The organism is Mesorhizobium sp. USDA 4775, from assembly GCF_054062655.1.
In genome coordinates this window covers 1754444-1778593 of the sequence record NZ_JBSSFM010000001.1, presented here as the reverse complement: position 1 = coordinate 1778593, position 24150 = coordinate 1754444, and the positions used below count along the sequence as shown (strand labels likewise).

Annotated in this window: 25 protein-coding genes and 1 pseudogene; 16 read left to right on the top strand and 10 right to left on the bottom strand. The window is 62.7% G+C overall.

From position 1 onward, the window contains the following. Positions 1 to 6: 6 nt before the first annotated feature. The 6 genes and pseudogenes from ACVILI_RS08760 to ACVILI_RS08735 all read right to left on the bottom strand — a co-directional run bounded on the left by ACVILI_RS08760 (position 7) and on the right by ACVILI_RS08735 (position 5529). The gene (locus ACVILI_RS08760) at positions 7 to 1296 is read right to left on the bottom strand and encodes an AAA family ATPase (protein ID WP_020629131.1); all 1290 of its coding nucleotides are present in this window, start codon (positions 1294 to 1296) and stop codon (positions 7 to 9) included. 52 nt (positions 1297 to 1348) lie between these two features. Then, a pseudogene (locus tag ACVILI_RS08755) lies at positions 1349 to 2087 on the bottom strand (CpaD family pilus assembly protein). 14 nt (positions 2088 to 2101) lie between these two features. Beyond that, positions 2102 to 3628 carry a type II and III secretion system protein family protein gene (locus tag ACVILI_RS08750; RefSeq protein ID WP_027047728.1) on the bottom strand — a complete coding sequence of 509 codons (1527 nt, stop codon included), beginning with the start codon at positions 3626 to 3628 and terminating at the stop codon, positions 2102 to 2104. After that, positions 3625 to 4440 (bottom strand): Flp pilus assembly protein CpaB, encoded by an 816-nt coding sequence (gene cpaB / locus ACVILI_RS08745; RefSeq protein ID WP_010913352.1) that lies wholly within the window; start codon positions 4438 to 4440, stop codon positions 3625 to 3627. Before cpaB ends, ACVILI_RS08750 begins: the two co-directional genes overlap by 4 nt. A gap of 215 nt (positions 4441 to 4655) precedes the next feature. Then, positions 4656 to 5174, bottom strand: a complete 519-nt coding sequence (locus ACVILI_RS08740) for an A24 family peptidase (RefSeq protein WP_038652062.1) — start codon at positions 5172 to 5174, stop codon at positions 4656 to 4658. A gap of 178 nt (positions 5175 to 5352) precedes the next feature. Then, complete coding sequence (locus tag ACVILI_RS08735; RefSeq protein WP_019863098.1) at positions 5353 to 5529, bottom strand: Flp family type IVb pilin; 177 nt, start codon at positions 5527 to 5529, stop codon at positions 5353 to 5355. A 356-nt stretch (positions 5530 to 5885) separates the two neighbouring features. Between ACVILI_RS08735 and ACVILI_RS08730 the strand changes: the two genes are divergently transcribed. The 3 genes from ACVILI_RS08730 to ACVILI_RS08720 all read left to right on the top strand — a co-directional run bounded on the left by ACVILI_RS08730 (position 5886) and on the right by ACVILI_RS08720 (position 7696). After that, positions 5886 to 6308 carry a pilus assembly protein N-terminal domain-containing protein gene (locus ACVILI_RS08730; protein ID WP_019863097.1) on the top strand — a complete coding sequence of 141 codons (423 nt, stop codon included), beginning with the start codon at positions 5886 to 5888 and terminating at the stop codon, positions 6306 to 6308. A gap of 139 nt (positions 6309 to 6447) precedes the next feature. Continuing rightward, on the top strand, positions 6448 to 7038 hold the full coding sequence (locus tag ACVILI_RS08725) for a TadE/TadG family type IV pilus assembly protein (RefSeq protein ID WP_019863096.1): 591 nt from the start codon (positions 6448 to 6450) through the stop codon (positions 7036 to 7038). A 34-nt stretch (positions 7039 to 7072) separates the two neighbouring features. After that, positions 7073 to 7696 carry a TadE/TadG family type IV pilus assembly protein gene (locus ACVILI_RS08720; protein ID WP_038644392.1) on the top strand — a complete coding sequence of 208 codons (624 nt, stop codon included), beginning with the start codon at positions 7073 to 7075 and terminating at the stop codon, positions 7694 to 7696. Between the two features lie 6 nt (positions 7697 to 7702). On the opposite strand, the gene ACVILI_RS08715 is transcribed toward ACVILI_RS08720, so the two are convergent. Further along, positions 7703 to 8626, bottom strand: a complete 924-nt coding sequence (locus tag ACVILI_RS08715) for a phosphate/phosphite/phosphonate ABC transporter substrate-binding protein (protein ID WP_038644389.1) — start codon at positions 8624 to 8626, stop codon at positions 7703 to 7705. 262 nt (positions 8627 to 8888) lie between these two features. On the opposite strand from ACVILI_RS08715, the gene ACVILI_RS08710 reads away from it, so the two are divergent. The 9 genes from ACVILI_RS08710 (at position 8889) to ACVILI_RS08670 (ending at position 18563) form a co-directional block, all read left to right on the top strand. Next, a complete protein-coding gene (locus ACVILI_RS08710) occupies positions 8889 to 10130 on the top strand; it encodes a phosphopentomutase (protein WP_038644388.1) in 1242 nt (413 codons plus the stop codon). Next, positions 10123 to 11013, top strand: a complete 891-nt coding sequence (gene mutM / locus ACVILI_RS08705) for a bifunctional DNA-formamidopyrimidine glycosylase/DNA-(apurinic or apyrimidinic site) lyase (protein ID WP_019863092.1) — start codon at positions 10123 to 10125, stop codon at positions 11011 to 11013. Before ACVILI_RS08710 ends, mutM begins: the two co-directional genes overlap by 8 nt. A 31-nt stretch (positions 11014 to 11044) precedes the next feature. Then, positions 11045 to 11818 (top strand): enoyl-CoA hydratase, encoded by a 774-nt coding sequence (locus tag ACVILI_RS08700; protein WP_019863091.1) that lies wholly within the window; start codon positions 11045 to 11047, stop codon positions 11816 to 11818. A gap of 181 nt (positions 11819 to 11999) precedes the next feature. After that, entirely contained in the window at positions 12000 to 12266 is a 267-nt protein-coding gene (gene rpsT, locus ACVILI_RS08695; protein ID WP_019863090.1) for a 30S ribosomal protein S20, read from the top strand. A gap of 856 nt (positions 12267 to 13122) precedes the next feature. Beyond that, complete coding sequence (gene dnaA / locus ACVILI_RS08690; RefSeq protein ID WP_064984633.1) at positions 13123 to 14667, top strand: chromosomal replication initiator protein DnaA; 1545 nt, start codon at positions 13123 to 13125, stop codon at positions 14665 to 14667. A gap of 304 nt (positions 14668 to 14971) precedes the next feature. After that, positions 14972 to 16090, top strand: coding sequence for a DNA polymerase III subunit beta (gene dnaN, locus ACVILI_RS08685; protein WP_010913340.1), 1119 nt, complete (start codon positions 14972 to 14974; stop codon positions 16088 to 16090). A gap of 58 nt (positions 16091 to 16148) precedes the next feature. Next, entirely contained in the window at positions 16149 to 17288 is a 1140-nt protein-coding gene (recF, locus tag ACVILI_RS08680) for a DNA replication/repair protein RecF (protein WP_038652060.1), read from the top strand. A 31-nt stretch (positions 17289 to 17319) separates the two neighbouring features. After that, positions 17320 to 18072 (top strand): molybdopterin-synthase adenylyltransferase MoeB, encoded by a 753-nt coding sequence (locus tag ACVILI_RS08675; RefSeq protein ID WP_038652054.1) that lies wholly within the window; start codon positions 17320 to 17322, stop codon positions 18070 to 18072. A 14-nt stretch (positions 18073 to 18086) separates the two neighbouring features. Continuing rightward, on the top strand, positions 18087 to 18563 hold the full coding sequence (locus ACVILI_RS08670; RefSeq protein ID WP_038653806.1) for a GNAT family N-acetyltransferase: 477 nt from the start codon (positions 18087 to 18089) through the stop codon (positions 18561 to 18563). A gap of 51 nt (positions 18564 to 18614) precedes the next feature. Here ACVILI_RS08670 and ACVILI_RS08665 read toward each other — a convergent pair whose 3' ends face one another. After that, entirely contained in the window at positions 18615 to 19616 is a 1002-nt protein-coding gene (locus tag ACVILI_RS08665) for a 2-hydroxyacid dehydrogenase (RefSeq protein WP_019863085.1), read from the bottom strand. A 148-nt stretch (positions 19617 to 19764) separates the two neighbouring features. Here ACVILI_RS08665 and ACVILI_RS08660 point away from each other — a divergent pair, with 148 nt between their 5' ends. Continuing rightward, positions 19765 to 20325, top strand: coding sequence for an SH3 domain-containing protein (locus tag ACVILI_RS08660; RefSeq protein WP_038652052.1), 561 nt, complete (start codon positions 19765 to 19767; stop codon positions 20323 to 20325). Here the strand turns inward: ACVILI_RS08660 and ACVILI_RS08655 are convergent. Together ACVILI_RS08655 and irrA are read right to left on the bottom strand one after the other, a co-directional pair. Further along, positions 20315 to 20764: a DUF4260 domain-containing protein gene (locus ACVILI_RS08655; RefSeq protein WP_019863083.1), complete on the bottom strand. Its 450-nt coding sequence runs from the start codon at positions 20762 to 20764 to the stop codon at positions 20315 to 20317. The genes ACVILI_RS08660 and ACVILI_RS08655 overlap by 11 nt on opposite strands. Next, positions 20761 to 21192 carry an iron response transcriptional regulator IrrA gene (gene irrA, locus ACVILI_RS08650; protein ID WP_010913333.1) on the bottom strand — a complete coding sequence of 144 codons (432 nt, stop codon included), beginning with the start codon at positions 21190 to 21192 and terminating at the stop codon, positions 20761 to 20763. The genes ACVILI_RS08655 and irrA overlap by 4 nt, the downstream gene beginning before the upstream one ends. A gap of 242 nt (positions 21193 to 21434) precedes the next feature. Between irrA and fabA the strand changes: the two genes are divergently transcribed. The 3 genes from fabA to fabI are packed head-to-tail and all read left to right on the top strand — an operon-like array spanning position 21435 to position 24055. Beyond that, positions 21435 to 21950 (top strand): 3-hydroxyacyl-[acyl-carrier-protein] dehydratase FabA, encoded by a 516-nt coding sequence (gene fabA / locus ACVILI_RS08645; protein WP_010913332.1) that lies wholly within the window; start codon positions 21435 to 21437, stop codon positions 21948 to 21950. 49 nt (positions 21951 to 21999) lie between these two features. Further along, complete coding sequence (gene fabB, locus ACVILI_RS08640; RefSeq protein ID WP_010913331.1) at positions 22000 to 23220, top strand: beta-ketoacyl-ACP synthase I; 1221 nt, start codon at positions 22000 to 22002, stop codon at positions 23218 to 23220. Between the two features lie 31 nt (positions 23221 to 23251). Further along, positions 23252 to 24055, top strand: coding sequence for an enoyl-ACP reductase FabI (gene fabI / locus ACVILI_RS08635; protein WP_019863081.1), 804 nt, complete (start codon positions 23252 to 23254; stop codon positions 24053 to 24055). Positions 24056 to 24150 lie beyond the last annotated feature (95 nt).

The window sequence follows — 24150 nt, the reverse complement described above, 5'->3', positions numbered from 1 at the left end:
AAAACGTCACTTCTTGTTGCGCGAGAGCTTGCCGAGCAGACTGCCCAGGCCAGCCTTCTTTTTCGTGCGGATTTCGCTTCGCCCGGTCAGCACGTGCGCAATCTCGTTGATGATCGCGACAACCGGGTTCTTGGCGTCCATCTCGCCGAGCATCCGCCCGTTGTTGGCGGCATTGCCGAACAGCAATGGATCGAAGCCGATGACCGACATCGGCGTCAGGCCGAGCGGCTCGGCGAAATCGGACGGCGAAATTTCCGGCCGCTTGGGAACGCCGGCCTGGTTGATGATCAGCTTCGGCGGCGGGTCGTTGGGGCGAAGCCGCTTGAGCATGTCGACCATGTTCTTGGTGTTGCGCAGATTGGCCAGTTCCGGGGTCGCCGTGATGACGATCTCGTCGGCCTTGACCAGCGTGTTCTTGGCCCAGCCCGTCCAGACATGGGGGACGTCCAGGACCAGAAGCGGCACGCTGCGCTGCGCGGTATCGACAAGCTGCGCAAAGGCATCGGGATCGAAGTCGTAGACGCGTTCCAGCGTCGAGGGCGCGGCGAGCAACGACAAATGCTCGGCGCACTGCGTCAGCAGCCGATCGAGATAGACTTCGTCGACGCGTTCGGGCGAGAAAACCGCTTCGGCGATGCCCTGTGCCGGATCCTGGTCGAAATTGATGTTGGCCGTGCCGAAGGCGAGATCGAGGTCGGCGACGACGACCTCGGATTTGAACAGGGAGGACATTGCCCAGGCGACATTGTGGGCGATGGTCGAAGAGCCCACACCGCCCTTGGCGCCGACAAAGGCGATCGAACGGCCGATCGGTTCAGCCTCCGGATCGACGAAAATCGACGACACGACACTGACGATGTCGGCCATCGAAACGGGCGCGATGACATATTCGGAGATGCCGGAGCGGATGAGTTCGCGATAGAGACCGACATCATTGTAATGGCCGATCACCACCACTTTCGAGGATGGATCGCAGTACTCAGAGAGCTGGGCGAGTTGCTCCAGCAATTGCTTGGGTTCGCTGCGTGACTCCAGCAGGATCAGGTTCGGGGTCGGCGCCGACTGGTAGAACTCGATCGCCGTGGGAATGCCGCCCATATGGACCTTGAGATGGGCCTTGGTCATACGGCGGTCCTCGCCGGCGCGCTCGACCGGATTGGCAACGCCCTCGGTCTCGCAGAATGCCTGGATCGAGATGCGCGGAACCGGCCGCAACGCCTGCATCGCGGCGATGTCCTGCGGCGATGTATCACCGCCGTCCACGGTGGCGTCATAGGCAAGATTGCTCATGGTCATGCTCTTTTCCGTGGCCTTTTTCTTTCCGTGGCGTCTCTTTCCCGAAGGTGGCTTAGTAGGTCACTTCTGAATTGCCCAGGAATTCACCCGAAATGCCCCTGGCGCGGTAGACATCGATCACCGCGCCGCGATTTTCCGCGTCGATGGTGCTCTGTTTGCGCGGCCCGAGCAGATCACCCGGGTTGGCCACCTGGGCAGCGAGATTGTTCTGATAGGAGCAGCCGAAGTCGGCATAATGCTTGTTTTCCGACGTCTCGAGCAGATCATCGGGCCAGCGCCCGCATTTGTCTGTCTGCGCCCTCACCGCGATATAGGAGACGCGAACCGGAGCCGATGTCTCGCTCGATCCGGCCTGATAGGAGGTGACGACGATGCGGTTGCGTTTGATACCGCTGGCGACCGCGAGCCTGGCGAAATCACGTCCGGCCGCCGTCGCGGCAACCTCGTTGGCCGATCCGCTCGGTATCTGGATGGTCAATGACGGAGCGGCACTCTTGTCATAGGCCGTCAAGGAAACCCAGCAGCGTGTCGCGCTGCGAACCGGTCATGCCGCGGTCACCGGCGCCGACAGGCAGGTCGATCTTCTGGTTCTTCTCCGCGATGACGATCGGATGGTTGGTGCGATAGTCGTCCGGAATGGCGCCGACGGTGATGCTGTCGCGCTGGGCGCAGCCGGCCAGCAGGGCGGTCATCGCTGCCGCTAGAACCGGCAGCACCCGCAGGCTGCTCCGCGAATGGCTGGCGCGCATCGTCGTGGCGATGGTCCTTGTCTTCAACGCTGACTGAGACATGTCGGCTTCCCCATTCACTTGTAGATGTAGCCGACAACGCCGTGGTAACGGCCGTTGGGCTTATCGGTCTGCATGGTGCCGTAGACGCGATTGACCTTGCCAAGGAAGTTGGCGGCGCCGTCGCTGGCAGGGTTGAAGTTGTCGTCTGGCTTGGCGAGATCGTTGCGTGCCACCGGCTTCGCCAGATAGGGCGTGATGAAAATCACCAGCTCGCTTTCGTTGCGCACGAAGTCCCGGCTGCGGAACAAGGTGCCAAGGACCGGTATCTTGGCCAGACCTGGCAGTCCGGAGACCGCTTGTCGCACGTCGTCTCGGACCAGACCCGCAATCATCATGGAGCCGCCGGAAGGCAACTCGACCGTTGTGTCAGCCAGGCGCTTGCGGATCGACAACAATGTGGTTCCAGGCAAGTTGCCCGCGCCTTCGACGGTGGTGGCGCCTTCCGTCGTTGGCTCCGACACCGAGGTCCTGACCTTGAGGCTGATCCGGCCGGCCGACAGCACGACTGGCTGGAACTCGAGGCCAATGCCGTATTCGATCTGCTGGTTGGTGTACGTAATCTGACCGGTCTGGTTCTGTTGTGATACGTTCTGTGAGCGCTGGGTAATGATGTTGAACTCACCGCCGACCTTGAATGTCGCCTTCTCACCCGAGACCGCCGTCAGCGTCGGTTCAGCCAGGGTTTTCATGACTCCCGACTGTTCCATCGCATTTATGTAGGCCTGAAAGGGCGAGCCTGGGTTGCCGAGGCCAAAGCCTGAGTACTGCGATAGCGGTTTGCCCAAGCCGTAATTCTGCGAGCCCAGCGCATTCCAGCTGATACCGTTGCTGTTGCCGCTGGCGATCATGTTGACGCCGAGCTGCTTCATCACGGAGCGGCTGACTTCAGCGACGGTCACCTTGAGCGTGACCTGGTCGTCGCCGATGATCTGCAGAAGATTGACGATCTTCGAGACGCGTCGTTCCTGGTCGGGGTTGTTGATGTCGACGCCGCCCTGGGCCGAGCCGCCGGCCGCGGTCTGCGAATACTGTCCGGTCGTTGCTTCACCGCCGGAGACGAAGATCGTCGCCAGGTCGACCGCCCGCTTCGCGTCCAGCGGCGTATCGACCATTCCGGTCAAGACGACGTTGTCGTTCAGCAGTTCCACCTTGACGTCCGAGGTCGGAAGGAACCGCTTGATATAGTCCTCCAGGCCGGCGACGTCGCGTTCGACTGCCAGGTCCAGGCTGGCGATCTGTTCGCCGTTCGGACCGAAGACGAAAATGTTGGTCTCGCCGACCGATTTGCCGAACAGATAGATACGCCTTGCGGTGCGGGTCACCGCATCGGCAACGGTCGGGTTGGCGACGAGAATGTCGTAGGCATCGCTCGGCAGGTCGATGACCACCGATTTGTTGAGGCCGAGCTTGACGCGCTGCGTGGCTGTCGTGGCCGATACCTGCGTGCTCTTCGCCTCGACGACGCCCTGCACATTCGTTCCGACGAGCAGCAGGCCCAATGCCGCGGCTGCGATTGCCGGCAGTTTACCGCTTAGCCTCATTTCCTTGCCCCTACTTCGGAGACTTCGCCCGACTTGATCAGTCTCACCGTTCCCTTGCGGCCATTGCCGGAAACGAGATAGTCGGCCTCGCCCACATTCTTTTCCTGGGTGTCCGCGACCGCGCGCAAGGCCAGCGTCAGGCGATCCGCCATCTGCTGGGCGACGGTGATGATCTCCGCCTGCTTGGGCGTCAGCTCCAGCGTGGCGGTCTGGCCCACCCTGGTCTTCTTGCCCTCCTCGTCTTCCTGGATCGTCTGGTCGATTGCCAGGACGCGGATGTTCTTGAGGATGGTTTCGGTGTTGAAGCCGGTGCTGCCGCTGTTGGCATCCGCCCTGCGGGTCATGATGACGTCGACGAAATCGTTGGGAAGGATGAAGCCGCCGGCCGAAGTGTCGGCCGAGATGGTCGTGGCGACCGCCCGCATCCCGGAGGGCAGGATGGACGACATGAAGCTCTGCCCCTCGCCGATCAGCTTGGAACGCCGCACCGGCTCACCGGCATACATCGGCACACGGGCGATCGATCCCTTCAATTTCTCCAGGGCGTCGGGAGCATTGGCCTTGGTGATGAAATTCGCGTTGACGCCGTCGGCCGGCCAGGATTGCCAGGAAATGTTGTTCTGAAGCGCGTTGCCCATCGCGACATCGCCCGAGAGCACAAGCACGTCCTGCAGGGGCACGGCGGGAGCCTGGGGGCCGGAATCGACCACGATCTGCGGCGGCGGCGCTGCGACCATGTTCTTCGCGACATAGCCAGCGCCACCCGCCGCGGCCACCGCCACGCTCAGAATAATAAGTCGGGATGCTGGCATCTGTCCGAACCTCGCCCTTGGCAAACCACGTAGCCAAGCCGGACTTTGCAGCGGCAATCGTCAAAACAAGGTTAATGTAATGCTTACGATCGTGATTAATTTAAGGTTTACATAAATTAGCTGGATCGTGCCGCTGCGGATTCAAGGGGCCTGGCCAAGGCTCATTTCAAAGCCGGCCCGGCAATGCGGTCGGGGAAATGGAAAACAGATCGCGTTCAGCTCGCAAGCCTGGCCAGCGCCCACACCATCAAAGGCGAATCCGGATAGGTCAGCAGCCCGCCAAGGCCGAGCGCGATCCCGTAGGGAATCCCGACCGACTCTTCCGCGAAATGGCGCAGGAACGGATTGCGGCCCGTCAAAACCGCCAGCGGCGACTTCCGGTACAGCAGGATGGCGATCGTCAGCAGGCCGCCGATGAGTGTCGAGACCACAAGGTATTGGACGAGCTGGATGTTCAACCCCATCCACACGGCCGTTGCGGCCAGCAGCTTGGCGTCGCCGCCTCCCATGCCACCCATCGCGAACAGGCCGAACGTCACGGCAAGGACCAAGGCGCCGGCGGCGAAATGCCAGCCATAGGCTGCCCATTCCATACCCGTCAGCGGCGCGACCAGCGCGAACACGACGACAAGCAGCACCGACACGCGATTGGCAATTGTCATCGACAGCATGTCGGAGATCGCTGCAAACAGCATGCAGAACGGAAAGACGACGAAGATCAGGGCTTCAAGCATCGGCGCCATGCCTATTGTTCACGGGCTCAATCTAGAATGGATCGATTAACGATTGATGAGGTCTGGGATGAACACGCGGCTCTGTCGGCCGCGACTTCGACAAGCAACAATAAACAGGGGCCGCCCATATGGGCGGCCCCTGTCAGAAAGACAATCTGAACGTTCAGCAATAAGCGGATTAGCTGCCGCTGGAGTTCAGGGTGTTGCCGATGTTGGAGAACTTGGCATTGATTGCATTGCCGAGGGCGCCGGCGCCGGTGATGATGGCGAGCGCGATGAGGGCGGCGATCAGACCATATTCGATAGCGGTCGCGCCGGATTCGTCCTTCACGAAACGTGCAAAAAGGTTAGACATTCGAGAGCTCCTACTCCACGTGTTACAGCACTTCCGTCAACTTCTGTGATGGTTGATCGGATGCTGCCAATCTAGGGAGAAGCTCTTTCGATCGGCTTAATAAACAGCCTTACCGATTCCTTTCCCGGCTCGAACGGAGCGCGTGGTTAACCCGACGCTAAGCGCTGGCTAATGTACTGTTTCCCAAGCCAATGCCGCAAAAGGCAAGGGCTTTGGCAAAGCTTGCGACCGGCGCGGATCCGGCCATGTGAACAGCCACGCCGATCGTCACATCCGGCGTCGGCAAGCGGCCTTAACCGTTGGTTCACCAATCTCGTTCATGTTCCGTTGAACAGTTTGCTTGCGGGAGCGCATCGATGGCCGTGCAGAGATCCTCAATCCTGATTGCCGTGCTTCTTGCCGCCACGAGCTTGATCACGCCAGCCATGGCCGCCGCCGATATCGAAGTGACGATGAATCAGGCCAAGATCGTGAAGTTGTCGCGTCCCGCCGACACGATCGTCGTCGGCAACCCGGCCATCGCCGATGCCTCCGTCCAGGACGCCTCCACGATCGTGCTCACCGGCAAGGGTTTCGGTGTCACCAATCTCGTCGTTCTCGACCAGGAGGGCAGCCCGATCGTCGACGCGCAGGTTACCGTCGTGCGGCAGGCGGCCTCGTCGGTTCGCATTTACCGGCGTGCCGAGGTCCAGACCATGTCTTGCACGCCCTATTGCGAAAGCTCCTACAAGAGCGAGGCCGAAAAATCCTCCGAGGCCGAGATGAGCGCAAGCAAGTAGGCTGCGCGCCCCACCAGCCTGTCCAGGTTACCGGCCGGTTAAGGCGCCCGCGCCGACTTTAACGATCATTCAAACCGGGCCTCAATTGGTTTGCGCTAATACACCTGTCGGAACCGTCCAGGGGTGGCAGGAACAGGACATGGGCAACGAATTCAGCTCGACAGATCAGCACAAGGCGGAGCGCGCCGGGTTTCTGACGCGCTTCGTTCGCAATCGCCGTGGCAGCACGGCCATCGAATTCTCGATACTTGCATTGCCGTTCGCCCTCCTCGTATTCGCCATCCTTGAAAGCTGCATCTCGTTCGCCGGCCAGGAAGTGATGGCCAACATCACCGACGATGTCGCGCGTCAGTTGCGCACGGGCCAGCTGCGGCCGGCCGATGTCGCCGGGAGCAAATTGACGACCCTGATCTGCGGCAGGCTGCAGATCATCGTCTCCACGGATTGCCCGCAACAGCTGCTGGTGGACCTTCGCGAGTATCCGACCTTCGCGGACGCGGCCACCGCGACCTTCAAGATTCAGAACGGCGATGTCGTGCTGATGCAAGGCACGAACTCACAGACTTTCGCAAACACGCCTGGCCTGGCGGAATCGAAGAACATGCTGCGGGTCTTCTATAAATGGCCTGTCATGACCGATCTGATGGCCAAGTCGATGGCCAATCTGAGTGGTGGCAGGACGCTGCATTTTGCGTCGGTGACCTGGCAGAACGAGCCGTTCGACAATTGAGTTCGGAACTACCAACAAGAAAAAGGCAAATGCCATGATGCGTGCGGGGGCACATCTGAAAATTGCGGAGTCCTGGAGCAGGGCGATCGGATTCTGGTCTAACCGCAAGGGCATCGCGGCGGTCGAGTTCGCTCTTATCGTTCCGATTCTGCTGGTCATGTATTTCATGACCATGGAGGCTTCGCAGGCCATCGAGACCAGCAAGAAGGTCAGCCGCATCGGCAGCATGGTTGCCGATCTCGTCACGCAGCAGCCGACCATCGTCAAGGCGGATCTCGACGCCATCATGAAAATCGGCACCTCGACCATTCAGCCCTACAACCGCTCGACGCCGAACATCACCATCACGGCAATACAGGTCACCACCGATACACCGCCCAAGGTCCTGGTCGTGTGGTCGCGCAAGGTTGACACTGGCGTCTATAGTGCCGCGGCTGCCGCGGGCACGGCCACAACGGTTCCGGCAACGCTCAAGGTGGCCGGCACCTTTCTCATCCGCGTCGACAGCAATCTGAGCTATACGCCGATCATCGGCTGGACGACGGACACCCAACAAAAGCTTGGGCTGACCAAATCCCTCACCACCACGATCCCGATGGGCGAGACCTACTATCTGCGTCCGCGCAGAAGCCTGACCATCCCCTGCGGCGATTGCTGAAGCCTTTTACTGCCGGCCACCATCGGCCGACACCAGGCGCACGATGGCCTCGGCCGTCGCATAATCCTTTCGGGCCACGGTCAGAAAGCCGCCGGAGTGCTTCGATTCCAGGAGATCGTAGACATCCGGCGTCGTCGATTTGAGGTTGGTGAGGAACACGGTCAGCCGGCGCCTGGCTTCCGGGTCGAGATCGCTGCGCACGGCATGGGGACCGTATCTCAGCAGGCTCGACATCCACACGACCTGGAGGGCCGATGGCGAAAGGCCGGCCGCTTCGAGCCTGGCCTGCGTGCCACCGGATAGCAGCGGCTGGCCGTCGGCCGCGGCCCTCACCCAACCGAACGTGGCGTCGGCCTGGCCGTCGACAAGCATGGCTTCCGCCGCGGACGCCGTATCGGCATGGATGAGAAACGGGGCATCCTCGGCTATCTCAGCGTGTTCGGCGGCCAGCTCCGTCAGCGGCAAAAGCGAGCCCCCGATGCTGTCCGCCGGCGGCATGGCGATCCGGTGCGTCTCCATCGCCGCCAGGCCGGACAGCTTGCCGTCCCGGGTCAACAGCACGGAGCGGATGCCGGCCGCACCATCGGAATCGACCGGAGCCACAAGCGGTTCGACACATCCGCAACGCTGCAGCGCCGTCGCGTAGGCCGTCGCCGAATAGATGGCATACTCGATCCGGGCGTTGGCCTGCGCCTCGATCAGTGCCGCGTAATCGCGCGCAACGACGAACTCCACCTTCATGCCAAGGGCGTTGGTAAAGGATTGCGTCAGCAGCGCCAGTCCCGGAACGGTGTTGCCGGCGCCGGGCTCGGCGACGATGCCAATGCGGAATGTGCCGATATCGTCGCGCCAGTCGGCCCGCGCCGGACCACAGCAGAGCGCGCCGTGCATGACCACAAGGGCAGCACATGTCTTCAGCGCGGCGTTCATGCGTTTCCTTCGATCCATGCCCAAGCCCGTGCGTCGCGATGCTTTACAGGTCGGATTGGGCCTGCCGTCGTTGCCCCAAACCCGCGCGCGCTTGTGGGCGACATGCTCTCTTGGTTTGTCCATGTCGTTGACCCAAACCGCTGCGCACTTTCGGGCGACATGGACAGGACTATCGCGCCAAGCCGTTGCCGTTTGGTTTCCGAATTGCCAATGCCGCCTTGGAACCCTATGTCTGGGCGTCCAAACTGGCAACAATGACCCGATGGCGCGCGCTTTCCTCTTCGTCCTGGACTCTTTCGGCATCGGCGGTGCGGCCGACGCCGAACGCTATGGCGACGCCGGCGCCAACACGCTTGCGCATATCGCCGAAGCTTGCGCCGAAGGGCGCGCGGATCGCGAGCGGCTTCGGCAAGGGCCGCTGTTCGTCCCGCATATGGCGTCGCTCGGGCTTGGCAAGGCAGCGGAGACGGCGACAGGGTTGGGTTTTGCCCATTTCGGGACGGATCTGGTCGCCAACGCCTTCCATGGCGCGGCACAGGAAGTTTCGAGCGGCAAGGACACGCCCTCCGGCCACTGGGAGATCGCCGGGCTGCCTGTGCGTTTCGACTGGGGTTACTTCCCGGATACGGTTCCCGCCTTTCCGGCAGATCTGACCGCGGCGATGATCCGCGAGGGCGAGGTGCCTGGCATTCTCGGCAACTGCCATGCGCCGGGCACCGAGATCATCGAACGGTTCGGCGAGGAACACATCCGTACCGGCAAGCCGATCTGTTACACCTCCGTCGACTCGGTCCTGCAGGTCGCCGCGCATGAAGTTCATTTCGGGTTGGATCGGCTTTATGAATTCTGTCAGGTGGTGCGCCGGCTGGTTGATCCGCTCAGAATCGGGCGCGTGATCGCACGGCCGTTCGTCGGCGAGACCGCCGCCACCTTCCAGCGGACCTACAACCGCCATGACTATGCCGTGCCACCGCCGGAGTCGACCTTGCTTGACCGGCTGACGGCGCGGGGAAGCCGCGTCATCGCCGTCGGCAAGATCGGTGACATCTTCGCCCATCGCGGGATTTCGGAAGTGCGCAAGGCCGCCGGCAACATGGCCATGTTCGATAAGGCGCTCGGTGCGATGGACGATGCCGGCGACGGCGATCTCGTTTTCGCCAATTTCGTCGATTTCGACACCGAATTCGGCCATCGCCGCGACGTCGCCGGCTATGCCGCCGCGCTCGAGGCCTTCGACCGACGGCTGCCGGAAGCATTCGCCAAACTGCGGCAGGGCGACCTGCTCATCCTGACGGCCGACCACGGCAATGATCCGACGTGGCGAGGGACCGATCACACGCGTGAACGCATCCCGGTGATCGGCATGGGACCGGGTCTGGCAGGTGGCGACATCGGACTGAGAACGACCTTCGCCGATATCGGCGAAACCGTCGCCGAACACCTCGGGCTGGCGCCTGGCCGCCACGGCACTTCTTTCCATGCGATGATTGGCGGCCATGCCTGAATTGCCCGAAGTCGAAACGGTCCGGCGTGGCCTGCAGCCGGTCCTGGAAGGTGCCCGTCTGACCAGGGTCGAGGCGCGTCGGCCAGACCTGCGGTTTCCCTTTCCCGAACGGTTTTCGGAAAGGCTGACCGGCAGGACCATCACTGCACTCGGCCGCCGGGCCAAATATCTGACCATGCATGTGCAGGACGGCCCGGTGCTGATCTGCCATCTCGGCATGTCGGGCTCCTTTCGCATCGAGACCGGCGACGACGGCGAGACACCCGGCGTGTTCCACCACGAGCGCTCGAAAAGCACGGCACACGACCATGTCGTGTTCGATGTGGTCGGTGCCGACGGCGCCCGGTCACGCGTGATCTTCAACGACCCGCGCCGCTTCGGTTTCATGCTGTTTGCGGAAGGATCGCCGGAGACGCACCCAATGCTGGCCGGACTGGGCGTCGAGCCAACGGGCAATACGCTGGACGGCGCGCTGCTCGCCTCGTTGCTGCAAGGTCGCGGATCGCCGCTGAAGGCAGCACTTCTTGACCAGAAGCTGATCGCGGGACTTGGCAATATTTATGTCTCGGAGGCGCTTTGGCGCGCCGGTCTGTCGCCCTTGCGCGAGGCGGGCACCATCGCCAAGCCTGGCAAGAAGGCCAGACAACAAAGCGAACGCCTCGCCGAGGCGATCCGCTCTGTCATATCGGACGCCATCGCCGCCGGCGGGTCTTCGCTGCGCGACTACATGCACACCGATGGATCGCTGGGCTATTTCCAGCATTCCTTCGCCGTCTACGACCGTGAGGGCGAGCCCTGCCCGAAGCCCGGCTGCGGCGGCCATATCGAGCGTGTCGTGCAGAGCGGACGCTCGACCTTCTATTGCCGGACGTGTCAGAGCTAGTTAGACCGGGGTCGAGCGAGGAGAAGCAGCCATGGCCTATGAAACGATCATCACCGAGACGCGCGGCAAGGTCGGACTGGTCACTCTGAACCGGCCAAAGGCGCTCAATGCGCTGAACCTTCAGCTACTCGCCGAACTGGTCGCAGCCGTGAAAGACTTCGATGCCGACGCCGGCATCGGCGCCGTGGTCATTACAGGTTCCGACAAGGCCTTTGCCGCCGGCGCCGACATCAAGGAAATGCAGGCAATCTCCTTTGCAGATGCGTATCTGCAGGACCTGTTCGTCGGCTGGGAAGAGCTGACGCGGGTGCGGAAACCCGTTATCGCCGCGGTGGCCGGCTACGCGCTCGGCGGCGGATGCGAGTTGGCAATGATGTGCGACTTCATCATTGCCGCCGACACGGCCAAATTCGGCCAGCCCGAAATCACGCTCGGCGTCATTCCCGGCATGGGCGGGTCGCAACGCCTGACCCGGTTTGTCGGCAAGTCGAAGGCGATGGACATGTGCCTGACCGGACGGATGATGGATGCGGCGGAAGCCGAGCGCTCAGGCCTGGTGTCGCGGGTCGTGCCCGCCGCCGAGCTTGTCGAGGAGGTGGTCAAGGCGGCGGCCAAGATCGCCGACTTCTCGCTTCCGTCGGTGATGATGGCGAAGGAAGCCGTCAACCGTTCCTATGAGACGACGCTGGCCGAGGGATTGCGGTTCGAACGTCGTCTGTTCCACTCGCTTTTCGCGCTCGAAGACCAGAAGGAAGGCATGGCGGCCTTCGCCGAAAAGCGGAAGCCGAATTTCGCCAACCGGTAGAGCCGTGCCCGCCCGCGATCGAAACCCTGTGGCGTCGGCCAAAAAGAACGCCAGGCAGCGTTGACGCGCCGGAAAAGCTGAACTATAAGCCGCACCAACCGAGGCGGCCCTGTGGCTGCCCGTTTGTTTTTTGCGCCCTGCGGCATGCCGCGTGCGCCGACCAGATCAGAAGAGAGGCATCATGGCCAACACATCCTCGGCCAAAAAGGCAACGCGCAAGATCGCCCGCCGCGCAGCGATCAACAAGAACCGCCGCTCGCGCGTGCGCACCTATGTCCGCCAGGTCGAGGAGGCGCTCGCCTCCGGTGACAAGACTGCCGCGCAGGCCGCCTTCAAGGCCGCCGAGCCGGAATTGATGCGTGCCGCAACCAAAGGCGTCATCCACAAGAACACAGCGTCCCGCAAGGTCTCGCGTCTGGCTGCACGACTCAAGGTGCTGTCGGCCTAACATCGCCTATACAGACTAGCTTGTCTAAAACCCGGCCGATTGTGCCGGGTTTTTTTCGTTTGCCGGCAAGTACTTAAAAAGAATGCTCGGAGACGTCGCCCAAGGCGGATTCCAAGCTTCGAAATGCTTTGCCGGCACATACATGCCCGCTGATGGTTGATATGCTTAAAAAGTGCCGCTCTAGAAATTCTCGATTATCATAAATAAGCAATATTTTTCAGATAGTTACTCACGGTCATCCACAGCCTGTCCACAGCACCCCAAAGGGACGGGAGGACAACTGCCTGTCAAGCGAATTATTTCAGAATATTTCGTATCGCCCCGGCTTTTTCATATTCGCCGGAAAAGGGTTTGAATCACAATGGCTTTGTCAAAATACGCAGCTGCGGTATGGCGCCCGAAGGCGCCGGAGGTAACCAGATTCCTTAAAAATCCGTTAGACGTGGCCTTGCCCTATCCACAGCGATTTCGGTAATGTCCATCCATCGAAGGGGACGGGCCTCTGGCCCTTAACCCAGCCTGACGCGGCCAGCTTAAATTGGCGGGATTTGCGACGCGGATCAAGTCCGCGGACGGCTTTGGTTTGCTCTTTTCGATACGGTAGGGGACTGGCGTAACGAGACATGGCAGGTTGACAGCGCGCCGGCGTTTTTCGCCGGACGATGTTGTATTGCCCTGACATACCCAACGCGGACTGGCTTCCATGGGCCGGCACCGGTTCCCTCCGATACTGGGCGACGTTCATTGCCGGCGGCGGCAACGGGCATCGTAGCGAAGACACAGTCGCTGGAAACAAGGATGCAGGAGGCGCATCCCCGGCGAAAAAACAGGTACTAGAAAGACAAGGAACTCGATCATGCAGAGCGGCATCGAAAGGGAGCTTACGGGCGACCTCCCATTTCCTGGAACTTTGATCGGAGCAAACGAGATGGCGGTCTCCAGCGACGCGGAACAGAAGTTCGACCGGGTCAAGGCCCAGTTGAAGGCGCGTCTGGGAGCTGAAGTCTATTCGAGCTGGTTCGGCCGCATGAAGGTCGCGGAAGCGTCCAAGGGCATTGTCCGCATCTCGGTCCCCACCGCGTTCCTGCGCTCGTGGATCAATGGCCATTATCTCGACCTGATCTCCGACCTGTGGAAGCAGGAGGATGCCGATCTCCTCAAGATCGAGATCGTGGTGCGCACGGCCACCCGTCAGGGGCGCAGCCATGTCGAACCGGAATTGGCGCCGGCGCGCAAGATGACACGACAGACGCAGACGGCGCTGGCCGCCGGCACCGTGAGCCCCGGCAGGGTGGAACGCCCCCCCGTGCCGCGCCCGGGTGCGGCGGTCGAGAGCGAGTTCCGCCACAATGTGCTGGGGTCGCCGCTTGATCCGCGCTACACGTTCGGCTCCTTCATCGAGGGGCCGTCGAACCGGGTGGCCTTCGCCGCCGCCAAGGCCGTGGCGGAATCGCAGTCGAGCGCCGTGCGCTTCAATCCGCTATTCCTGCATGCGACCGTCGGGCTCGGCAAGACCCACCTGCTGCAGGCCATCGCGGCGGAATCGCTGAAGCAGAACCCGAAGTCCCGCGTCGTCTATCTCACCGCGGAATATTTCATGTGGCGCTTCGCCACGGCGATCCGCGACAACAACGCGCTGACGCTCAAGGAGCAGCTGCGCGACATCGACCTCCTGATCATCGACGACATGCAGTTCCTGCAGGGCAAGTCGATCCAGCATGAATTCTGCCATTTGATCAACATGCTGCTCGACAGCGCCAAGCAGGTCGTTGTCGCTGCCGACCGGCCGCCGTCGGAGCTGGAATCGCTGGAGCCGCGCGTCCGCTCGCGCCTCAATGGCGGCGTCGCGCTTGAAATGTCGGCGCCCGATTTCGCCATGCGCCTCGGCATGCTCAAACTGCGCCTGGCCACGGCCAGGATCGACGACGCATCGCTCGACATTTCCGAAGAGATCCTCAATCACGTCGCCCGCACCGTGACCGGCAGCGGACGCGAACTGGAGGGCGCGTTCAATCAGCTGCTGTTCCGGCAGTCGTTCGAGCCGCAGATCACCATCGACCGTATCGACGAGATCCTCGGCCACATCTATCGCACCGGCGAGCCGAAGCGGGTCCGCATCGAGGATATCCAGCGCATCGTGGCGCGCCACTACAATGTGTCGAAGACCGAATTGCTGTCCAATAGGCGCACGCGCACCATCGTCAAGCCGCGGCAGGTCGCGATGTACCTGTCGAAGGTGATGACACCGCGTTCCCTGCCCGAGATCGGACGCCGCTTCGGCGGCCGCGACCACACCACGGTGCTGCACGCCGTGCGCAAGATCGAGGACCTTTCAGGCAACGACAACACGCTGGCACAGGAACTCGAGCTGCTGCGACGGCTGATCAACGACCAGGCCTGACCGTTCAGGACAGGCAAGCCGGAACTGCGCTGGAATTCAACAGCTTACCTGCCCGGCGGTGAGCCCGGAATGGGCTCGCGGCATCGGCTGGCGACGATCCGGATTCCGGATTCAGCACACCGACTGACGGTCTTCGCGGCGTTTATCCCCAGAAAGCCCGCGCAGCCGGCCTGAACCGGTGTCGCGGGCTTGCGTTTGCTGGCTTTTTCCTGTCAGTTTACGCAGATTCTGAGCCTGTTCAGACCTTTCGCGGGGCGCCGCCAGCCGGAGACCCGCTCATCCTTTCAAGCGAGCCTGTTTCGTCATGCGTGTTATCCTGGAACGGTCAAATCTCCTGAAGTCGCTCAACCACGTCCACCGTGTGGTCGAACGGCGCAACACGATACCGATCCTGTCCAATGTGCTGCTCAGCGCCGAAGGCGCCAGCCTGGAAATGAAGGCCACCGACCTCGACCTGGAGGTGACGGAAGCAACCCCAGCCAAGGTGGAGCGTGGCGGGGCGACGACGGTTCCCGCGCATCTGCTCTACGACATCGTGCGCAAGCTCTCGGACGGCGCCGAGGTGATGCTGAAGACGGACGAGGACGGCAACGCCATGACGGTGACGTCGGGCCGCTCGAGCTTCCGCCTGCAGTGCCTGCCGCAATCCGATTTCCCCGAACTTTCGGCCGGATCCTTCTCGCATATCTTCCGGCTCGACTCGGTTGCCCTCAAGGGGCTGATCGAGAAGACGCAGTTCGCCATTTCCACCGAGGAGACGCGCTATTATCTCAACGGCATCTACCTGCACACGCATGAAGTCGGCGGCAAGCTGAAGCTGCGCTCGGTGGCGACCGACGGCCACCGCCTGGCGCGCGCCGAAATCGATGCGCCGGCGGGTTCCGAAGGCATGCCGGGCATCATCATTCCGCGCAAGACGGTGAGCGAGCTGCAGAAACTGGTCGACGATCCGGATGTCGCCGTGACCACCGAACTGTCCGATACCAAGATCCGCTTCACCATCGGCAGCGTGGTCCTGACCTCGAAGCTGATCGACGGCACCTTCCCCGATTATCAGCGGGTCATTCCGACGGGCAACGACAAGAAGCTGATCCTCGACCGCCAGAGCTTTGCCGCCGCGGTCGATCGCGTCTCGACCATTTCCTCCGAACGCGGCCGCGCGGTGAAGCTTTCGATCAGCGAAGGCCAGGTGACGCTTGCGGTCAACAACCCGGATTCCGGCAGCGCCACCGAGGAACTGGCGGCCGATTACTCGTCCGACCCGATCGAGATCGGCTTCAACGCCAAATATCTGCTCGATGTCGCCGCGCAGTTGACCGGCACGGAAGCCAAATTCATGCTGGCCGATGCCGGTTCGCCGACCCTGATCCACGACATGGCCGACGAGACCGCGCTTTACGTGCTGATGCCGATGCGGGTGTAGCCGCAGGTCATCGATCCGACTCAGCAATAGTTGCGGCACTTCTATAGGCGGATAGCGGTTGCCGGCACAGACACATATAAGTAAGCTTACACTTACTAATTTCCGCAACTATGCGGCGCTAGCAATCGATCTCGCCCCGGGCGCCGTCGTGTTTTCCGGCGACAATGGTGCCGGCAAAACCAACCTGCTCGAAGCTATTTCCTTTCTGACGCCCGGGCGTGGCCTGCGCCGTGCCCCTTACGCCGATGTCGCGCGCGAAGGCGGCGACGGCGGCTTTGCGCTGCATGCCCGGCTCGACGGGCCCGACGGCCAGGTCGAGATCGGCACGGGCATTTCGGTTGGCGAAGGCGAGGGTGGCAGGCGGGTTCGCATCAACGGCGCGACCGCCCGATCGGCCGAAGACATGCTGGAATGGCTGCGCGTGGTGTGGCTGACGCCGGCCATGGATGCGCTGTTCACCGGCCCGGCCGCGGATCGCCGGCGCTTTCTCGACCGGCTGGTGCTGGCGATCGATCCCGGCCACGGCCAGCGTGCGCTCGACTACGAAAAGGCGATGCGGAGCCGTAATCGCCTACTTACGGACGGATCTCGGGATGATCGCTGGTTCGAGGCGATCGAGACGCAGATGGCCGAAACGGGCGTCGCTATTGCGGCGGCGCGCGCCGAACTGGTGCGCTTGCTCGCCGCCATGATCGACAGGCTGCCCGACACAGGGCCTTTCCCTCAGGCCGACATCAGCCTTTCAGGCGATCTGGAAGCCGAGGTTTCCAGCGCACCGGCGGTCGATGTCGAGGAGCGGTTCCGCCGGGCGCTCGCCGGCGGACGTGATCGCGATCGTGCCGCGGGACGAACGCTGGAAGGCCCGCACCGTTCCGATCTTCTGGTGCGGCACCGGCCCAAGGCGATGCCGGCCGAGCTCTGTTCGACCGGCGAGCAGAAGGCCTTGCTGGTCGGCATCGTGCTCTCGCACGCACGGCTAACCGGCGAGATGTCCGGTATGACGCCGATTCTGCTGCTGGATGAGATCGCAGCACACCTCGACGGCGGGCGGCGGGCGGCACTGTTCTCGATCCTCGAGGAGTTGAACTGCCAGGCCTTCATGACGGGAACCGATGCCGCGCTGTTTTCCAGCCTCAAGGGGCGCGCACAGTTCCTGACGGTCGACCATGGCACGGTTGGGCCAACCGAAGACGCCTGACAAGGTTTTTCGGCCGCTGTATTGTCCTGACATGACCACCACGCTCACCGCCGACGAGATTGAACGCTATGCCCGCCACATCGTGCTGCCGGAGGTCGGCGGTGCGGGTCAACAGAGGCTCAAGCAGGCGCGCGTATTGGTGATAGGCGCCGGCGGGCTGGGCGCGCCGGTGCTCGAATACCTTGCGGCGGCCGGCGTCGGCACGCTCGGCATTGTCGACGACGACACCGTGTCGCTCTCCAATTTGCAGCGTCAGGTCATCCACGACACCGATACGGTCGGCAAGCTGAAAACCGACAGCGCCAGGGCGGCAATCGCCCGCATCAATCCCAACACCGCGGTCGAGACGCACACGTTCCGGCTGAGCGCGGACAACGCCCCTGCCCTCGTTGCCCGATATGACATAGTGGTCGACGGTTCCGACAATTTCGAGACCCGTTATACGGTGGCCGACGCCTGTGCGAGCGCGCGTAAACCCCTGGTGCATGCCGCCGTTGGCCGCTTCGACGGCTCGGTGACGGTGCTGAAGCCTTTCGGGGTCGGCAAGGATGGCAAGCCTAACCCGGGCTATCGCGATCTCTTTCCCGAAGCGCCACCGCCCGGCCTGGTGCCCTCCTGCGCCGAGGCCGGGGTGCTTGGTGCGCTGACCGGCGTCGTCGGCACGCTGCAGGCGATGGAGGCCATCAAGCTGATCACCGGCATTGGCGAGCCGCTGGTCGGCCGGCTGCTGCTCTACGATGCGCTCGCCGCGCGCTTTGAGACGATCCGCTACGGCAGACGCTGATCTTGGAGCGGACCATGCCCCTGACAATCGACCGCATTCCGGCCGATTTCGGCCGCTGGGACGAGGTGCTTGCCTTGATCATGCATGCCTTCGCCTTCATGGACGGCGTCATCGACCCGCCGTCCTCGGCTCACCTGCTCACCGTCGATACACTGCGCGACAAGGCCTTGCGCGAGACCGGTTTCGTGGCTCTCGATGACGACAGGATCGTCGGCTGCGTCTTTGCCCAGGAAAGGGCTGACGATCTTTATGTCGGCAAGCTCGCCGTCGCCCCGGACTGCCAGAGGCGAGGCATCGGCCGGCGGCTGATGCAGGCGGTCGAACGTCTCGCGCTCGACCGCGGCAAGGCGGCGCTGGAGTTGCAGACGCGTATCGAACTCACCGCCAATCACGCCGCCTTTGCCCGCCTCGGCTTTCACGAGACCGGGCGGACGGCGCATGAGGGCTACGCCAGGCCGACCTCTATCACCATGCGCAAGGCTCTTTCGTAAGCCTTGGCTTGCATTTGAAGAACGAACCAGGAGCGCGCCGCCGCGATACCGTCAGGTTCTGAGCGGCAGCACGCGGTCCGGCGGGCGGTGACCGTCAACGAAGGCGCGGATGTTGATGATGACCTTCTCGCCCATGTCGATGCGGCCCTCGAGCGTCGCCGAACCCATATGCGGCAAAAGCACGACCTTGTGCCGGGCGGCGAGCTTGAGCAGCTTGGCATTGAGCGCCGGCTCATGCTCGTAGACGTCGAGGCCGGCGCCGGCGATCTTGCCGTCCTGAATCAGCTTGACCAGCGCTTCCTCGTCGATGATGTCGCCACGCGCGGTGTTGACGACATAGGCCGTGGGCTGCAGCAGCGCCAGGCGCCGTGCCGACAAAAGATGGAAGGTCGCGGGCGTCGACGGACAATTGACGGAGATGATGTCCATGCGGGCCAGCATCTGGTCGAGGCTCTCCCAATAGGTCGCCTCCAGCCCGTCCTCGACCGCCGGCAAGACGCGATGGCGGTTGTGATAGTGGATGGAAAGGCCGAAAGCCTTGGCCCGGCGCGCGACGGCCGTGCCGATGCGGCCCATGCCGACAATGCCCAGCCGCTTGCCCCAGATGCGCCGGCCAAGCATCCAGGTCGGCGACCAGCCGGCCCATTTCTTGTCGCCGGTGAGCACATTGGCGCCCTCCGCGAGCCGGCGCGGCACCGCCAGCATCAGCGCCATGGTCATGTCGGCGGTATCTTCGGTCAGCACATTGGGCGTGTTGGTGACGGTGATGCCCCTCTTGGCGGCCGCAGCCACGTCGATCTTGTCGACGCCGTTGCCGAAATTGGCGATCAGCTTGAGGTTGTCGCCGGCCTGGGCGATCAGCGCCGCGTCAATCTGGTCGGTCACCGTCGGCACCAGCACGTCGGCTTCCTTGACCGCGGCGACCAGCTCCGGCTGCGTCATCGGCCTGTCCTCGACATTCAGCCTGGCGTCGAACAGCTCGCGCATGCGGGTCTCGACCGGGTCGGGCAGCTTTCGCGTGATGACCACGAGAGGCTTCTTTTTGCCTACCATTGTTTCCCTCGTTGAGACCTCTTTAACCAAGACCGGCGAAACTGAAAGCCGGTCGCGGTAGCCGATTTACCCATGTAACAAGCGGTGCCGCCGAAGACAAAGAAAAAGGGGCGCCAAGGCCACCAGGCCGGCGCCGAAAGGAACGAAAGTGTCTGGTTTCGCGTCGCTTCGCCTGGCCCTCAGCGCAGCATTTCTCGGCGCTCTCCTCTATCCCCCACTTGCCGCGGGGCAGAGCGCGGCCGCGCCCGCCCAGAGCGCCGTCACGCTCGGGCCGAGCGGCCTGCCGCTGCCGCGATTCGTCAGCCTGAAGTCCGGCCGCGTCAATTCGCGCGTCGGCCCCGGCGCCAACTACTCGGTCGACTGGATGTATATGAAGGCCGGCCTGCCGATGGAGGTCGTCCAGGAATTCGACACGTGGCGCCGCGTGCGCGATGCGGATGGCTCGGAGGGCTGGATCAATCAGTCGCTGCTGTCAGGCCGGCGCACGGCGATCATCGCGCCCTGGCAGCGCGGCAAGGGCGCCCAGATCAACCTTATGAAAAGCCCCGACAAGGATGCCCGTGTGGTGGCGATCGTCGAGCCGGGCGTCATGGGCACGATTAAGTCCTGCGACGGCCAGTGGTGCGAAATGACGCTCGACGGCCACACCGGCTGGCTCGCCCAGGCGGCGGTCTGGGGCGCCTATCCCGGCGAGCGGGTCAAGGACTGAGGCCGTCCCGCTTGCGCCCGATGGGGCCAAGGTGGGTGTCCTGAAAACCGGTTGACAGTTTCAGGCCGTAGCCCAGTGCACGGTCGATGGCGATGTGGGCGATCCAGATCAGTGCGACCGCGCTCGCGACCGCATGACCGGACAGGGACCCGACGAGCAGCAGCAGCACCGGTACGATGAGGATGTGCAAGGCGTTGTAGGCGATGGCGCCGATGCGCGGCCCGCCGAGATAGCCGAACATTGACAGGTCCGGCGCCAGGATGAGCAATCCGAAGAGCCACCAGGAAACGCCTGACCAAGCGTAGAAGACGATCGCAACGGCCGCCACGACAGCCCATTCGAGCCGGATTATCAGCTCGAGGGGTTTCATCCCGGACAGATTATTCTGGCCGGACAGATCATTCCCGGCCGGGCCGATCGTTCTGGCCTCACCGGTCATTCCTGGCGCTTGGGGCGCAGCCTCACCACGATGTCGACATTGGCGATTTCCATGCCCTCGGGCGGATCCGGCAGGTTGGTGACCGTCACCGGACCATTGGCGATGTCGAAAATCCGGTTTTCGCCTTCGATGTAGAAATGATGGTGGTCGGAGGTGTTGGTGTCGAAATAGGTCTTGGCGCCCTCGACGGCGAGGATGCGCAGCAGACCCGCCTGGGTGAACTGGTGGAGCGCGTTGTAGACCGTGGCCAGCGACACCGGCACGCCGGCGGCCAGCGCCTCCTCGTGCAGTTCCTCGGCCGAGAGATGGCGATCGCCCTTGGCGAAAAGCAGGTCGGCCAGCGCAATGCGCTGCCGCGTCGGCCTCAGGCCGGCTTCACGTACCCGCTTGTCCACAGCGACATTTTCCTTCCGGCAGCCCCGGTCCATCTGGTCTTCCAAGCCAACAGTCCCGCTTCAAGACACGCCCAGAATGGCAAAAAAATGAATGTCTGCCGAAACCGGACCCCTGTTGACATATATTCTGTCGTCCGAATGCGATCAATAGCGCGCATTGACCCGAGCAGACTGGCGGGTTAAGCGCAAACGCCGGTTTCCGGCCTGAAACAGATTGTGTTAGGACACCAACGACAAGGGCGCGCTACCGCCCGGACGATATGGGGACGAGATTGATGGCGGGTAAATCCAGCTACGACTACGAAGAATTGCTGGCCTGCGCCCGCGGCGAGCTGTTCGGAGAGGGCAATGCCCAGCTGCCCTACCCGCCGATGCTGATGTTCGATCGTATCACCGAGATCAGCGAGACCGGCGGTGCCTTCGACAAGGGCTTCATCCGTGCGGAGTTCGACATCAAACCGGACCTGTGGTTCTTCGCCTGCCATTTCATCGGCAATCCGATCATGCCAGGATGCCTCGGCCTGGACGCCTTGTGGCAGTTGACCGGCTTCTATCTTGGCTGGCTCGGCGAACCCGGCAAGGGAATGGCGCTGTCGACCGGTGAGGTCAAGTTCAAGGGCATGGTCACGCCATCGGTCAAGAAGGTCGAGTATGGCGTGGATTTCAAGCGTGTCATGCGCGGCCGGTTGGTGCTGGGCATCGCCGATGGCTGGATGAAGGCGGATGGCGAGCCCATATATGCGGCGACGGACCTGAAGGTCGGTCTGTCCAAGCAGTCGGCGGTCGCTTGACCGCACCCTTGGCCGACCCACTGGCCAGCATCCCTGGAAGGAGTTGCGAATGAGACGTGTCGTAGTCACAGGCCTCGGCATCGTGTCGTCGATCGGCAACAATGCCAACGAGGTGCAGACCTCGCTGCATGACGCCAGATCCGGCATCAGCTTTTCCGATTCCTTTGCCGAGCACGGCTTCCGCTGCCAGGTCTGGGGCGCACCGACACTCGACCCCTCGGCCATGATCGATCGCCGCGCGATGCGCTTCCTGAGCCAAGGTGCTGCCTGGAACCACGTCGCCATGGACCAGGCGATCGCCGATGCGGGCCTCGGCGAAAGCGACATCACCAATGAGCGCACCGGCATCGTCATGGGCTCGGGCGGCCCCTCCACCCGCACCATCGTCGAGGCGGCCGAAACCACGCTGAAGAACGGCAGCCCCAAGCGCATCGGCCCCTTCGCGGTGCCGAAGGCGATGTCGTCGACCGCGTCGGCAACGCTGGCCACCTGGTTCAAGATCCACGGCGTCAACTATTCGATCTCGTCGGCCTGCTCGACCTCGGCGCATTGCATCGGCAATGGCTACGAGCTGATCCAATGGGGCAAGCAGGACATGGTCTTTGCCGGCGGCCACGAGGATCTCGACTGGACGATGTCGGACCTGTTCGACGCCATGGGCGCCATGTCGTCCAAGTTCAATGACAGGGCCTCGGCCGCGTCCCGCGCCTATGACGTCAATCGCGACGGCTTCGTCATCGCCGGCGGCGCCGGCGTGCTGGTGCTTGAGGAGCTTGAGCATGCCAAGGCGCGCGGCGCCAAGATCTACGCCGAGATCGTCGGCTACGGCGCGACCTCGGACGGCTACGACATGGTGGCCCCCTCCGGCGAAGGCGCGGTCCGCTGCATGCGCCAGGCGCTGGCGACGGTCTCCACGCCCGTCGACTACATCAACACCCACGGCACCTCGACGCCGGTGGGAGATTCCAAGGAAATGGGCGCCATCCGCGAAGTCTTCGGCGAAAAGATGCCGTTCATCACCTCGACGAAGTCGCTGACCGGCCATTCGCTGGGCGCGGCCGGCGTTCAGGAGTCCATCTATTCGATCCTGATGATGCAAGGCGGCTTCATCGGCGAAAGCGCCCATATCGAAACCCTCGACCCCGAATTCGAGGGCATGCCGATCGTGCGCAAGCGCATCGACAACGCCAAGATCGACACCGTCCTGTCAAATTCCTTCGGTTTCGGTGGCACCAACGCAACGCTCGTTTTCCAGCGCTATTCCGCATAAGGCCAGCGGTTTTCTAAGGGGATTGCCTGCCATGGACGGATTGATGAAGGGCAAGCGCGGGCTTGTCATGGGTGTTGCCAACGATCATTCGATCGCCTGGGGCATCGCCAAGAAATTGTCCGAACATGGGGCGGAGCTCGCCTTCACCTACCAGGGCGAGGCCTTCGGCCGCCGGGTCAAGCCGCTCGCCGACAAGCTCGGCGCCTCACTGGTCGTTCCCTGCGATGTCGAGGACAGCGCTTCGGTCGCCGCCACGTTCGAAACGCTCGGCAAGGAATGGGGCGGACTGGACTTCGTCGTCCACGCCATCGGCTTTTCCGACAAGAATGAGTTGAAGGGGCTCTACGCCGACACCAGCCGGGACAATTTCGTCCGCACCATGGTGATTTCCTGCTACTCCTTCACCGAAGTGGCCCGCAACGCGGCGGCACTGATGACCGAAGGCGGCTCGATGATCACGCTGACCTATGCCGGTTCGGTCCGCGTCATGCCGAACTACAATGTCATGGGCGTCGCCAAGGCCGGCCTCGAGGCCAGCGTGCGCTACCTTGCCAACGACTACGGTCCGCGTGGCATCCGGGTGAACGGCATCTCGGCGGGCCCGGTGCGCACGCTCGCCGGCGCCGGCATTTCGGACGCCCGTCACATGTTCTCCTACCAGCAGCGCAACTCGCCGTTGCGCCGCACGGTGACCATAGACGAGGTCGGCGGCTCCGCGCTTTATTTGCTGTCCGACCTCGCATCGGGCGTCACCGGCGAAATCCACTATGTCGATTCCGGCTATCACATCGTCTCGATGCCGACGCTCGACGAGTTGAAGCAGACGGATGGCTAACTGGCCGTTAAGAATCAAGGCGCCAAGCTATGGGCAACCGTTTTGGAAAAATGGCTCTTTTCCAGTAAAGAAAATAATCTTCTCCAGTAAAATTG